Source organism: Novosphingobium sp. (assembly GCF_024642085.1).
In the GTDB taxonomy this organism is placed as follows: domain Bacteria; phylum Pseudomonadota; class Alphaproteobacteria; order Sphingomonadales; family Sphingomonadaceae; genus Novosphingobium.
Window position 1 is genome coordinate 44,293 of sequence record NZ_JAHEBV010000017.1, and the last position, 12,419, is coordinate 56,711.

The following is a 12,419-nucleotide window of genomic DNA, read 5'->3' on the forward strand; positions in this document are numbered from 1 at the left end:
TTTAACCGCTGCCTGCTAGTACCAGCCGATGGGCCTTCACCGACCAATCAAAGCGACCGGCAACCGCCATTTTAACCGTCTTCGGCTAAGTGTGCCAGCGGCTTTGGTCTTGACCCACGGCACGCAAGCCTGCCTGATCGACGACATTTCGTGTACCGGTGTCCGCCTGCGCAGCGAACGCGCGCTGCAAGTGGGACAGACCGCAATGCTGTCGTTCCACGAACTGCGCCTGTTCGCCGCAGTGCGCTGGACCCACGGCGGGGAATGCGGCCTGCGGTTCGATCGCCCGCTCGATCTTGAAGACATGCAGGGTATGCTATGGATCACCGAAAACCGCGCACTGTACCAACGCATGTGCGAAGCCGGCCACGCGATGGACTGGGCTGAGGGGATCGGCGACTGAAATCAGCCTGCGGGCGGCGCGCCTGGCCGCCCGCCTGCCACCCCTTATACCGAACAGCCCGCCGGCGCCGCGGCATCGATCCGGCCGCCGGTGCCCAGAGGCCGCAACTGAACGGCAACCAGCGTGGCGGTGTTGCCATAGGGGTTGCGCACGTAATGCACGCTGTTAGCCGGTTCGATGAACGTATCCCCGACTTGATAGGTTTTGGACTGGCACGCGGCGTCGACCCAATTGATCTGGCCCCCGGTTACCGTCACCACGGTCAGCCCGGTATGGGTGTGCCAGCCGCTGTAACCGCCGGGCTGGACCGTCAGATTATCGACCCCCACCGTCGTCACGTCCTTGGTCTTCAAAGTCACGTCCCAGTGACCCGCTTTGTCTGCCTTGGCCAGTGTTTCGGGCAGACTGCCTACCGCCAGCGGAGCAGGCGCAAAGCCCGAACCCGGCGTGGCCAGTGCCGGCACGCCGATCAGCGATGCCGTGCCGGTTAAACCTGCTGCCGCCAGCAGGGCGGCTTTGACCAGATGACGAACAGGGAATGTGTAAGAAATTGCCATCGTCCGACTCCTTAAGAAAGCGCAGCGCGGCGCACCCGTAACGGGCAGGTCTTGTTGCTGTGCTCAGTATGTTGCGTGAAGCGTCGGAAGAGCCAACAGCGACCCTTGTAGTTATGGTCTGCCAATTCGACTCGAACACGGAACGGCGCGAAACATGCGCCTGCTATTTGACTTGTGCAATACTATTTGTTTGAAACAAAACTCGTCAAACTAATCTTAAGTGAAGCAATAAGTTACGTCGCAGTTTGCGCCATGCTGCCGCTTAGCCGGCCGACTTGACGATCTCTGCCCAGGCCGCCTCATCGATCACCGCGATGCCAAGCGCCGCGGCCTGCTTCAGCTTGCTGCCCGCCCCCGGCCCGGCCACGACCAGATCGGTCTTGGCGCTGACCGATCCGGCGGCCTTGGCGCCAAGCCGTTCGGCCTGAGTCTTGGCCTCGTCACGGCTCATAGTTTCAAGTTTACCGGTGAAGACCACAGTCTTGCCGGCAACAGCGCTGTCCTTGGTTTCGATCACATAAGGCGGCGGGCTGACTTGCGACAGCAGGTCATCCCACACGGCCAGATTGTGCGGCTCGTGGAAAAAGTCGCCCAGTGCCTCGACCACAGCGGGACCGATGCCGTCAATTCCGGTCAGTTCGGCCAGCGCATCTGCATCGCCGTCATGCGCTTGCTGTGCAGCAGCACGCAGCGCAGGCAAAGTAACCAGCCGCTTCAGTAAATCGCGGGCCGTCACCGCTCCGACATGGCGGATCCCAAGGCCGAACAGCAATCGGGCGGCATCTGGCGCGCGCTTCGCCTCAATCGCGGCAAGGAGATTGTCGACCGACTTGTCCTTCCACCCCTCGCGCTCAAGCAGCGCGCTGCGACGGTCCTTGAGCCGGAAGATATCGGCCGGGCTTTCCAGCCAGCCCAAGGCGAAAAACTCGTCAATCGTCTTTTCGCCCAGCCCCTCTATGTCGAGCGCGGCGCGGCTGACGAAATGCTTGAGCCGTTCGGTCCGCTGCGCCGGGCAGATCAGTCCGCCGGTGCAGCGAACATCAACTTCGCCCTCTTCGGCCACGGCTTCGCTGCGGCATTCGGGGCAGTGGGCGGGGAATACATAGGCTGACCGCGGCGCATCGCGGGTCAGGTTTTCGACGACCTGGGGGATGACGTCACCCGCGCGCTGGATCACCACGCGGTCGCCAGGCCGCACACCCAGACGGGCAATCTCGTCCCGGTTGTGCAGCGTGACGTTGGAAACCACCACCCCGCCCACGGTCACCGGGTGGAGCCGCCCGACCGGGGTCAGCTTGCCGGTGCGGCCAACCTGGATGTCGATCGCCTCAATTGTCGTTTCGGCGCGTTCCGCGGGAAACTTGTGCGCCAGCGCCCAACGCGGCGCCTTGGCAACAAAGCCCAATCGACCTTGCCAGTCGAGCCGGTCAACCTTGTAGACCACACCGTCTATGTCATAGGGCAGCTCTGCCCGGGCCTGTTCGATGCTGCGGTAATGCTGCAACATTGCCGCAGCATTGCCGCACCGCACCAGCAGCGACGAAACAGGAATGCCCCAGGCGCCGAGGCGCTGCATCATGGCAAACTGAGTCTCTTCGGGGATGGCGCTGGCCGCTCCCCAGCCATGAGCAAAAAAGCGCAACGGCCGCGCTGCGGTTACACGGGCATCCTTTTGCCGCAAAGACCCCGCTGCGGCATTGCGCGGGTTGGCAAATATCTTGCCCCCGCTCGCTTCCTGCCGGGCGTTAAGGTCGGCAAAGTCGGCCTTGCTCATATAGACCTCGCCGCGCACTTCGAACACGGCGGGGACTTCGCCGGAAAGCTTCTGCGGGATGTCGGCAATGTGCGCCACATTGGCGGTCACGTCCTCGCCCACCTGCCCGTCGCCGCGCGTGGCGGCGCGGATCAGAACCCCGTTCTCGTAACGCAGAGAGCAGGACAGACCATCGATCTTGTCCTCGGCAGTCATTGCGATATCGCAATCTGCAGCAAGGTTGAGGTAGCGCCGGACCCGAACGACGAAGTCCTCGACCTCGTCATCCGCAAAAGCGTTGTCGAGGCTCATCATCCGTACCGCGTGCTGCACCTTTTGCAGCGGCGAGGCATCGGCAGAATGGCCCACCATGCGGCTGGGCGAATCGGCACGAACAAGATGCGGAAATGCGGCTTCAAGCTCTGCGTTGCGGCGCACCAGCGCATCGTATTCGGCGTCCGAAACCTCGGGCGCATCTTCGCCGTGGTACAGCCGGTTGTGATGCGCGATCTGCCGCGCCAGCCGCATCAGTTCATTGGCGACGGCGGCTTGGGAAGGGGTGTCAGGCTCGGTCATCGCTCTCACTCCCCCTCCGGTTCAGTGGAAGGGGCCGGGGGGTGGTGGTCAACCCGCTTCAACCAGTGATCCGGTTGCGCTTCAAGTGGGATCTGCACCTGATTGCCCAAGCTTTCAGCTGCCCGATCAGGTCATAGAGGTCGGCGCCCGCAGAAGGTTTATCCATGTGTACTCCGCATCCTGACAACAGCAGCAAGGCTGCCCCACCACCAATGATGTCACGCCGCGCCCAGATCATACCCGCTCAAGCAACCGGTCGGCCTGCGCCCGCGCTTCGGGCGTCACTTCAGCGCCGGACAGCATCCGGGCGATCTCTTCCTGCCGCCCGCCCGCGTCGAGCAGGTGGACCGAGGTGCGGGTAACGGTGCCTTCGCTCGACTTGGCGATCAAGTAGTGCTGCCCGCCGCGCGCTGCCACCTGCGGGCTGTGCGTGACGGCGAGCAGCTGCCCGCCATCTGCCAGCCGGGCCAGCCGTTCACCGATCGCGCTGGCAACCGCGCCGCCGACCCCGCGATCGATTTCATCGAAGATCACCGTTGCTGCGCCGCCCTGTTCAGCCAGCGCGACTTTTAGCGCCAGGATGAAACGCGACAATTCGCCGCCCGATGCGATCTTGTTGAGCGGGGCAAAATCCGCGCCGGGGTTGGTGCTGATCAGAAACTCGACCGCATCGATTCCGCTGGCGCCCCAGCGCTCTTCGGGCAGGCGGCGCACCGCGGTCTGAAAGCGCGCGGCGTCCAGCTTGAGCGGAGCCAGCTCTGCCGCCACGGCCACGTCCAGCCGGGCGGCGGCCTCGCTGCGCTGCACAGACAGCGCCTCGGCCCCGGCGCGGTACGCATCGCCAGCCTCGCGCGCTGCCACTTCCAGTGCGTCCAGTTCCGCCTCTCCGCCTTCGATCAGGTCAAGCGCGCTGCGCATTTCGCGCATGGCGTGCGGCAAGTCGTCAACCTGGCACTGGTGCTTGCGGGCAGCGGCGCGCAGTTCGAACAGGCGCGTTTCGATCCGGTCGAGCGCAGCGGGATCGTGGCTGAGCGCATCGCCGGCGCGCACCAGCTTGTCCTCGGCCTCACCCGCCTCGATCACTGCCCGGTCGAGCGCGGCCAGCGCTTCGGCCAGCAGGGGATGTTCCGCGGCAATCCGGTCCAGCCTGCGCGCCGCGCTGCGCAAGGATGCCAGCGCCGAATCGGAGCCCGCCCACAGGTGCTGCAGCTCGGCCAGATCGCCGGACAGGCGTTCACCCTTTTGCATTGTGGCGCGGGCCTCGGCCAAGTCCTCTTCCTCGCCCTGCACCGGCTCCAGCGCGGTCAGTTCAGCCAGGTGGGCAAGCAGAAGGTCGCGGTCCGCACCGGCCTGAGCCACGGCGGCCCGCGCCGTATCCAGCGCATCTTCTGCCGCCCGCCAGCAGCGCCAGGCGGCCTCAACCCCGGCGCTGTCTGCCCCGGCATAACGATCAAGCAGCAGGCGGTGGCCGCGCGGATTGACCAGCCCGCGATCATCGTGCTGGCCGTGCAGTTCAACCAGATGCGGTGCCAGTTCGCGCAGCAGCGCAGCACCCACCGGCTGATCGTTGATAAAGGCCTTGGACCCGCCATCGGCCCGCAGTCGGCGCTTGATCAGCAGCGGTTCGCCCGGCTCAACGTCAACCTCAGCCTCGGTCAGAACGCCGCGGATCGGCGGCGGCAGGCGGTCAAACTCAAAACTGGCAGTGACGCTGGCCTGGTCTTCACCGGCGCGAACCAGCCCGCTGTCAGCCCGGTTGCCCAGCACCAGGCCCAGCGCATCGAGCAGGATCGATTTCCCTGCCCCGGTCTCACCCGTCAGCACGCCCAGCCCCGACACGAAATCGAGGTCAAGCGCTTCGATCAGCACGATGTTGCGGATGGCCAGTCTAGTGAGCATATCGGATCAGCATGTTCGCGCGCTGTTCTAGCGAAGCGCGCGCTGCGAGTCACCCGGCTATCGTCGGGGCGCCGCGTGGTCAGACAGCCTCGTGTTCCTCGAACGGCGGTTCCGGCGTAATCGGATCGGCGAGCGTCGTGCGGTCGAGCATGGCCGCCATCTCGTCACGCAGGGTCAGCATCAGTCCGCGCAGGCGGCATTCCGCCTCGGGCAGGCAGTTGGCGCATTTTTCATGGGCATTTCGCGCGGCGCAGGGCACCAGGGCAAGGCTGCCGCGGGTCAGGCGGATGATGTCGCCATAGCGAACGTCAACCGGCGCCAGCGCCAGTTCATAGCCGCCATCGCGCCCCCGATGCGAAACGACCAGCCCTTCGCGGACCATTTCCGACAGGATAACGGTCAGGAACTTGCGCGGAATATTCTGCGCCTCGGCGATCGCATCCAGCCTGACCGGCCCTTGCCGCCAGGTATCGGCAAGATGCTGCAGGGCGCGAATGGTATAGCGGGTCTTCTGGGAAAGCATGGACGCGCAGTATCAGCGCCTGCCTGAACCGAATGTCAACCGGGTGAGTAGAAAACGCCTTTTACCACGGTGCGGCTGATCAGATCGCCTTGGTATCGGGCGCGTGCTTGTTCATCAGGGCAAAGGCTTTCTTGTACCATTCGCTACCTGGATAGTTGCTGCCCAGCACCGCAGCCGATTTCTGCGCTTCTTCCGGAATGCCCAGCGCAAGGTTGGTTTCTACCAGCCGGAACAGCGCCTCGGGCGTGTGGCTGGTGGTCTGGTAACCTTCGATCACGTTGCGGAACCGCGCATTCGCAGCCAGCCACCGGCCGGCCCGCTCGTAATAGCGGCCAATATCCATTTCCTTGCCCGCCAGGTGATCGTTGACCAGGTCCAGCTTGATCCGGGCATCATCGGCATAGCGCGTGGCGGGATAGCGGCGGACCAATTCGGTCAGCGCATCCTTGGCCAGCAGGGTGTTCTTCTGGTCGCGCGCAACGTCGCTGATCTGTTCGTAATAGCTGAGCGCGATCAGGTAATAGGCATAGGGCGCATCGCGGTTGCCGGGATGGATCGACAGGAAGCGCTGCGATGCCTGGATCGACTTGGTGTAATCGCGCGCCGCGTAATAGGAAAACGCGCTCATCAACTGGGCACGGCGGGCCCAGGGCGAATAGGGATGCTGGCGCTCAACCTCGTCGAACAGGGCGGCGGCGGTCTTGGTATCGCCGGCGTCCAGCTTGTTCTTGGCGGCCGTGTAAAGTGTGTCCACGTCGCGCGCGACAAAGGCGGTATCACGCGCCTTGCCGCCCCGCCCGGCACAGCCCGCCGTCAGCACCACGGCCGCTCCTGCGGCGGCAAGCAGGACAAGTTTCAGGGGCGAACGGGCGGTGTTACGGGCGATCATGGGCCAAGCCTATAGCCAGAGGCTTGCTGAACGCCAAGTGAAAGACTGTGGGCAAGTGGGAAGCACGCACGGCCGCGCCCCACTTAACCAAAGTTTCAGCCGATGCTGCCACAAGGCGGCCATGGCGGGGAAATATCTGCAGCGTCTGTGGCGGTTTATCGATCCTGTTGTCGATCCGGCGGTCCATGACGAATACGTCATTTCGGCGGCTCATCAGGTACAACTTCGCTCGCGGCTGCTGTTTGCAGCCCTGTTCCTTACCACGCCGACCGCTGCCCTTGTGGCGAGTCCCGGTGCGTCCATCTTCACCCGGATCGGCGCACCTGCGGTGATGGCGCTGACGTGTCTGGCCGGGTTCATCAGCACGAGCCGCGAAATCCGCCGCCAATCAAGCAGTCGCCGGTCGCTGCACCTGCTCCGCAACGCCACCTGTGCATCCAGCCTGATTGCCGTGATGTGCAGTTCTTGGTGCGTGTACAGCTGGTTTGGCGCCGATTCCGGCGAACGGATATATTATCCGTTGATCGTCGCCATGGGCGCATTTTCAACGGCCTTCTGCCTGTCAGCGATCAAATCGGGAGCCCGCGCAGCGATCCTGATCAACATCGTGCCGATGATAGTGCTGATGGTCGGCTCCGGAAGCCGGCTCGACCTGGCAGCGGCCGTCAGCCTGGGCCTTGCCGCGCTGTTTCAGTTGCACATGATCGGCGAACATCAACGCGACATCGTTCGCCTTCTGACGCTGCAAAACCAGTCGCGGGAACTGGCCCGGATCGATCCCTTGACCGGCCTGCTCAACCGGCGCGCATTGCTTGACCATGCCCTGGCGCTGGGATCGGAAACGCGGCTGCGGCTCATGCTGATCGATATCGACCACTTCAAGGCGATCAACGACGGCCATGGCCATGATACCGGTGATGCGGTGCTGGTCATGGTGGCCGAGCTTTTGGCCCGTCGCGCTGAAATACGTGCCAGCGTTGCCCGGATCGGCGGGGAAGAGTTTGCCATTTTGGGCAGCTGCGCGGAACTTCCTGCAGCCCTTGCCCTGGGTCTGCTCAACGATATCCGGACAGCTGATATGCCCCACGCCAGACAGGTCACGGTCAGTCTGGGCCTGGCCGATGGCCCTTGCACCAGCGAGGCGGATTGGCGAACCTTGTTCAACCTTGCCGACGCTGCGCTTTACAAGGCCAAGCAATCGGGCCGAAACCGGATGGTGCAATCCGTGCCCGATCCCGCCGCGATCGAAGTCGCGGCCTGATCCCGGCACGAACCGCGGCAGATGCGCACAGTAAAGGGGCGGCACCTTGCGGCGCCGCCCCTTCGCTTGTCAGCGGTGGCAGGAAGATCAGAACTTGAAGCTGGCGCCGGCGCGGAACTGACGCCCGATCAGCCCGGCATAGTGCCAGGTGGTCAGGAAGTTCGGTGCGCTGGCATAAGCCGCCGGAGCGATCGGGGCCCGAACATCGAACAGGTTCTTGACGTTGAGCCAGAACTGGAAGTTTTCGTTCGGGCTGATGGTGATGTTCATGTCGTTGTTGATGAACGGACGCACATAACAGAACGCTTCGTATCCGGGAGCGGACGAAGGCACCTTGTAAAGGTTCGCAGTGCAATCGGTCGTGTACGGCGCACCCGGAGGTCCTCCCTGCTGATCGGTCGAAACTTCCTTGATGCGGCCGACGTAATAGGTGGTCAGGCTGACCGCCACTTTGCCCACGTCCAGCGTGTTCTGCCAGTTGCCGCGCCAGTTGGGCGTGCCGTTGCCCGATGAAAGATCGTAAGGCCCAAGCGTACCGGCATACTTCTGCACGCCATTGGAGACGTGAAGGTCGTACTGGATGACGTGGGTGACTTCGATCTTGCTGGTGAAGCGGACACTGTCCGACAGATCCAGCTTGGCCGTGGCCGAAACATCGATGCCTGAAGTGAGCGCGTAGTTGGCATTCACATAGGGCACGTTGATGATCAGCACGCGCGGCAGCGCGTTGGGGAACAGCGGATCGGCACCGTCAACCAGGTTGACCGAATAGCCGGGGCCAACTGCCGCAACCGCAGACTGCGCCGCAACCAGGTTGGTTTGCGAATAGTATGCCGCAACCGCCTGGCTGACCAGCGGACCTGCCACGATCAAGTCCGACTTCTTGACGTTGTAATAGTCCGCCGTGAGGCTGAACCACCGGGTCGGCTGAAAGATCATGCCGGCCGTGAAGCTGCGTGACTTTTCCGGCTTGAGATCGGGGTTGCCCGCCACGCCGCGGCCCAGCGAATACTGGAGGTTGTATGGGTTGCCGCCGCTGACGCAGGCCCCGGTTCCATTGGCCGATCCGCCATGCAGCGCACAGAATGCGCCGGGAGGCGTGGTGGTGACAAAGCCGGCGTACTGGCTGCGCGGACCGCTTTCGGCAAAGGTCGGCGCACGGAAGCCTTGCGAATAAGTGCCGCGCAAGGCCAGTTCGCGGACCGGGGTGAACTTGACCCCGACCTTGGGCGAGAAGTGGCTGAACCCTTCCGAATAGTGATCGTAGCGGCCCGATACGTTGACATCGAGGCTTTCGAGGATCGGTGCATCAAGCTCGGCGAAGGCGGCCGATACGGTGTGGCTGCCAAACGCCGATGCCGTGGTCAGGCCGTAGGTGTCGAGCGCGGCGTTCTGGTTGTTGTTTTCCAGCATCTCGTGACGGATCTGACCGCCAAAGGCGAGCTGCAACGGGCCGCCTGGCAATTGCGCCAGGGTTCCGGCAACCGAAGCGTCCGCGCCGTACATCAGCGAATGCGATGGCGTGCGCTTGTCCGGTGCAAGCGCATCAAGCGTTGCCCGGCTGTTCAGCTGCGGGTTGACGAAATTGTAGGCGCCGGTGTTGATCGTCCGGCTCAGCGCCGCAATGTTCAGCAGGCCGTGCTGGACCAGCGTCAGGTTGTCGCGCGCCCAGACGCCTTCGACGCGCCAGTTCCAGTTGTCGCTCAGCTTGCCGTTAAGCCCGGCAGAGAAGCGGTACACCTCGTTGGTGCGATCGCTGCCGGCCGGAATGTCGGAAAACAGGTAGTAGATGCGCGCCGCGCCGTTGGCCGGATCGGCCGCATAAGCCGCAGCATAGGGGTTGTTCGGATTAAGCCGGCGGTTGGGATCGGTCGCGCAGTTTATGCCGGCGGCGCAGATGTAGACCGGCAGGACGATGCCCGGGTTGCTCGATGCGAGCAGCGGGTTGGCGCCGAACGGCTGGGTCTGGCGGATCGCGGCAGGGATACCCTTGATGCTGACATAGCTGCGGCTGTAGCTGCCCGTCAGATAGCCTTCGATATCATCGCTGACCCGCACGCTGAGCCGGCCGTTGAGCGCATAGCGCTCCTGCAGCGGCTGCAGCTGGCGGTACATGTCGGTGAGGTCGTACTTGCAGCCCGTGCCGGTGCTGACCGTAAAAGTGCCGCGGGTGCAGTTGGCCAGGCCCAGCGCGGTGTACTGCGCCGTTTGCGGGGCGCCGGTCGCTCCGCTGAGCGGGTTGTTGAGGTCGTTCTGGCGAACCCGTCCGACATAGGCGGTCGGCACGTTGGTGGTCAGCGAGCTGTCGGCCGAATTGTTGTCGTTTCCGCCTATCGAGCTCAGGTCCTGGGTGTTGTACGGGAACCCGCGGCTGTTGCTGGAGACACGGCCGTCCCACTGGTATTCGCCGTTAAGGTAGAAGTTGAAGCCTTTTTCCGCATAGTCGCCCAGGCCCACGGTCAGATCGGCGCGGCGGTGGCCCGCATCGCCGCGGCCGGCAACGCCGCCCTCAACCGTGCCGGCAACCCCGGTGAACTGCTTCTTGAGGATCAGGTTGACCACGCCGCCGATCGCATCGGCACCATAGGTCGACGAGGCGCCGTCCTTCAGCACTTCGACCCGCTCAACCAGGCTGAAGGGCAGCGAGTTCAGGTCGACATAGGCGTTGTGCCCGTCATCGTTGATCGGAAAGTTGGTCGACCGCAGCCCGTCGACCAGCACCAGGGTCGAGGACACGCCCAGCCCGCGCAGCGACACGGCCGAGCCGCCGGCCGAAAAGCCCGTCTGGAAGCCCGTGCCGATCGACCCGGCACTGTCGGCCGAGACCGAGCGGATCGCATCGGCCACGGTCGAAATCCCGGCCTTCTGCAGGCTCTCTGCCGTCAGCACGCTGACCGGCGAAGGGGTTTCGGTATCGGTCCGGCGCAGCAGCGATCCGGTCACCACGATCTGCTGCTCACTCTCGGTGGCGGTGTCGTCGGTGCTTGTGCTGGTCGTCGCCGATCCGGCAGTTTGCGCCAGAGCCGGCGTGGCCATGCTGGCCAGCGCAAGAACCGTGCAGGCGGCGCCGCGCCGCATCGCGGCTGCGAATTGAATCGTGTTCATCTGGAAAAAGCCCTCCTGGTGCATCGAACGCGGGCGGTCCCTTCCCCAGGGTGCGGCGCTGAAGCTGCGCGTGTTTTGCCTAGGTAACACGGCTTGTGTAAAGTCCCTTCCGGCGCCCTGCCCATGCCGTTGGTCGAATTGTGTCGCCGCTGTGTCCCAATTGTCGCAGCCTGGCTGCCCCCGCGCCGCGCTGTCCTACAGACCCGGCCCCGTGGCATAACCTTATTCCCCCACCCACTTCCCCACGGATCCGCCTGCCCATGACCATCGACAAACGCCGCGCGGCCCCGCGCCCCGGCCAGCTTCCCGCCTTCACCCCCGTCCCCCGCCAGTGCCAGCGCCATGACGGCTGGACCGCGCAGCGCCAGCGCCAGTTCATCGAGGCACTGGCCGATACCGGCAGTGTCAAGGCCGCCGCCCACCGCGTCAACATGACGCCCGAAGGCGCGTATCACTTGCGCCGCCATCCCCATGGCGCCAGCTTTCGCGCCGCGTGGGAGGCCGCGCTGGCCCTTGGCGTCCAGCAGCTGGAGGATATCGCGATGGAACGCGCGCTCCGCGGCACCGAAGTGCCGGTCTATTCCTATGGCAAGCTGGTCGGCAGCCGTATGGTCCACAACGACCGGCTGCTGATGTTCCTGCTGCGCAACCGCGCCCCCACCCGCTTTGCCGCCGATGGCCGGGTCACGGCCCGGCGCTCGGCGCTGAACGACCCGGCCGAGGCCAACCGCCTCTCGCGCCTCAAGAAACAGTGGCGCCAGGAATGGGACGAGGAGCGCCGCGCCGAGGACGCGCAGCAGGACGCCGATGTCTATGCCGAGATCGACGCCAAGCTGGATGCCATGCGCGCCGGACACCTGGCCGGCATGACCCGCCGCACCCGCGCCCTGTATGATGCCTACTGCGCCGCCCTGGCCGAAGACCGGGCCGCCGGCCGCTGCAGCTGGAACGAGGATGACGACTGCGGCGATGATACCCCGTCCCTTGGCGGGATTACCTACGCGCCAGAAGCAGACCCTTGATCCTGCCCCCGCCCCCCGTGTAAGCAATGCAAAACGGTCGCTTATCTGGAAATAACGGGGGCCGTGCTGTTCATGTCTTTACTGTCGCTTGCCGCGCGCCGACTTGAAGCGTTTCCCGACAGTCCGGCGTGGTTCGAACGGCATCTTGCAGCACGGTGGGCGCAGGCACTTGTCTTGCTGGCACTGGGCCTTGCCCTGCGCATCGCGACCTTTGGCGATCCCAACCTGCACGTGGATGAAGCATGGTATTTCCTGGTCGGCCAGGAAATGCACCACGGCGCAATACCCTATGTGACGATCTGGGACAGGAAGCCGGTCGGCCTGTTCCTGCTCTATTACCTGTTCGCCGGCATTTCGGACAATGTCCTGGCCTACCAGATCCCCGCCTGGCTGTTCGCCAGCGCCACCGCCTGGGTAATCGCCCGCATCGC

Annotated in this window: 9 protein-coding genes and 1 pseudogene; 4 read left to right on the forward strand and 6 right to left on the reverse strand. The window is 64.3% G+C overall.

Annotation, left to right across the window (positions count from 1 at the left end; translation table 11 throughout):
• The first annotated feature begins 28 nt into the window (after nucleotides 1-28).
• Nucleotides 29-403: a PilZ domain-containing protein gene (locus Q0L62_RS08855; protein ID WP_296678999.1), complete on the forward strand. Its 375-nt coding sequence runs from the start codon at nucleotides 29-31 to the stop codon at nucleotides 401-403.
• 44 nt (nucleotides 404-447) lie between these two features.
• Here Q0L62_RS08855 and Q0L62_RS08860 read toward each other — a convergent pair whose 3' ends face one another.
• The 5 genes from Q0L62_RS08860 to Q0L62_RS08880 form a co-directional block, all read right to left on the reverse strand.
• Nucleotides 448-960, reverse strand: a complete 513-nt coding sequence (locus Q0L62_RS08860) for a cupin domain-containing protein (RefSeq protein ID WP_296679001.1) — start codon at nucleotides 958-960, stop codon at nucleotides 448-450.
• 262 nt (nucleotides 961-1,222) lie between these two features.
• Complete coding sequence (gene ligA / locus Q0L62_RS08865) at nucleotides 1,223-3,289, reverse strand: NAD-dependent DNA ligase LigA (RefSeq protein WP_296679003.1); 2,067 nt, start codon at nucleotides 3,287-3,289, stop codon at nucleotides 1,223-1,225.
• A gap of 234 nt (nucleotides 3,290-3,523) precedes the next feature.
• Complete coding sequence (gene recN, locus Q0L62_RS08870; RefSeq protein WP_296679004.1) at nucleotides 3,524-5,188, reverse strand: DNA repair protein RecN; 1,665 nt, start codon at nucleotides 5,186-5,188, stop codon at nucleotides 3,524-3,526.
• Nucleotides 5,189-5,267: 79 nt separating this feature from the next.
• On the reverse strand, nucleotides 5,268-5,711 hold the full coding sequence (locus Q0L62_RS08875; protein WP_296679006.1) for an Rrf2 family transcriptional regulator: 444 nt from the start codon (nucleotides 5,709-5,711) through the stop codon (nucleotides 5,268-5,270).
• 79 nt (nucleotides 5,712-5,790) lie between these two features.
• The gene (locus Q0L62_RS08880) at nucleotides 5,791-6,600 is read right to left on the reverse strand and encodes an outer membrane protein assembly factor BamD (protein ID WP_296679008.1); all 810 of its coding nucleotides are present in this window, start codon (nucleotides 6,598-6,600) and stop codon (nucleotides 5,791-5,793) included.
• 121 nt (nucleotides 6,601-6,721) lie between these two features.
• On the opposite strand from Q0L62_RS08880, the gene Q0L62_RS08885 reads away from it, so the two are divergent.
• Nucleotides 6,722-7,861, forward strand: coding sequence for a diguanylate cyclase (locus Q0L62_RS08885; RefSeq protein WP_296679011.1), 1,140 nt, complete (start codon nucleotides 6,722-6,724; stop codon nucleotides 7,859-7,861).
• A gap of 87 nt (nucleotides 7,862-7,948) precedes the next feature.
• Here Q0L62_RS08885 and Q0L62_RS08890 read toward each other — a convergent pair whose 3' ends face one another.
• Nucleotides 7,949-10,966, reverse strand: coding sequence for a TonB-dependent siderophore receptor (locus tag Q0L62_RS08890; RefSeq protein ID WP_296679013.1), 3,018 nt, complete (start codon nucleotides 10,964-10,966; stop codon nucleotides 7,949-7,951).
• Nucleotides 10,967-11,226: 260 nt separating this feature from the next.
• Between Q0L62_RS08890 and Q0L62_RS08895 the strand changes: the two genes are divergently transcribed.
• Nucleotides 11,227-11,988, forward strand: a complete 762-nt coding sequence (locus tag Q0L62_RS08895; protein ID WP_296679015.1) for a hypothetical protein — start codon at nucleotides 11,227-11,229, stop codon at nucleotides 11,986-11,988.
• A gap of 72 nt (nucleotides 11,989-12,060) precedes the next feature.
• Nucleotides 12,061-12,419 (forward strand): annotated as a pseudogene (locus tag Q0L62_RS08900) (hypothetical protein); the annotation flags it as partial.

What these genes read in the sequence shown, in the direction of transcription:
- Q0L62_RS08890 (WP_296679013.1), bottom strand. Translation starts at nt 10,966, where the DNA reads ATGAACACGATTCAATTCGCAGCCGCGATGCGGCGCGGCGCCGCCTGC.
- Q0L62_RS08875 (WP_296679006.1), bottom strand. Translation starts at nt 5,711, where the DNA reads ATGCTTTCCCAGAAGACCCGCTATACCATTCGCGCCCTGCAGCATCTT.
- Q0L62_RS08860 (WP_296679001.1), bottom strand. Translation starts at nt 960, where the DNA reads ATGGCAATTTCTTACACATTCCCTGTTCGTCATCTGGTCAAAGCCGCC.
- Q0L62_RS08855 (WP_296678999.1), top strand. Translation starts at nt 29, where the DNA reads ATGGGCCTTCACCGACCAATCAAAGCGACCGGCAACCGCCATTTTAAC.
- recN (WP_296679004.1), bottom strand. Translation starts at nt 5,188, where the DNA reads ATGCTCACTAGACTGGCCATCCGCAACATCGTGCTGATCGAAGCGCTT.
- Q0L62_RS08885 (WP_296679011.1), top strand. Translation starts at nt 6,722, where the DNA reads ATGGCGGGGAAATATCTGCAGCGTCTGTGGCGGTTTATCGATCCTGTT.
- ligA (WP_296679003.1), bottom strand. Translation starts at nt 3,289, where the DNA reads ATGACCGAGCCTGACACCCCTTCCCAAGCCGCCGTCGCCAATGAACTG.
- Q0L62_RS08895 (WP_296679015.1), top strand. Translation starts at nt 11,227, where the DNA reads ATGACCATCGACAAACGCCGCGCGGCCCCGCGCCCCGGCCAGCTTCCC.
- Q0L62_RS08880 (WP_296679008.1), bottom strand. Translation starts at nt 6,600, where the DNA reads ATGATCGCCCGTAACACCGCCCGTTCGCCCCTGAAACTTGTCCTGCTT.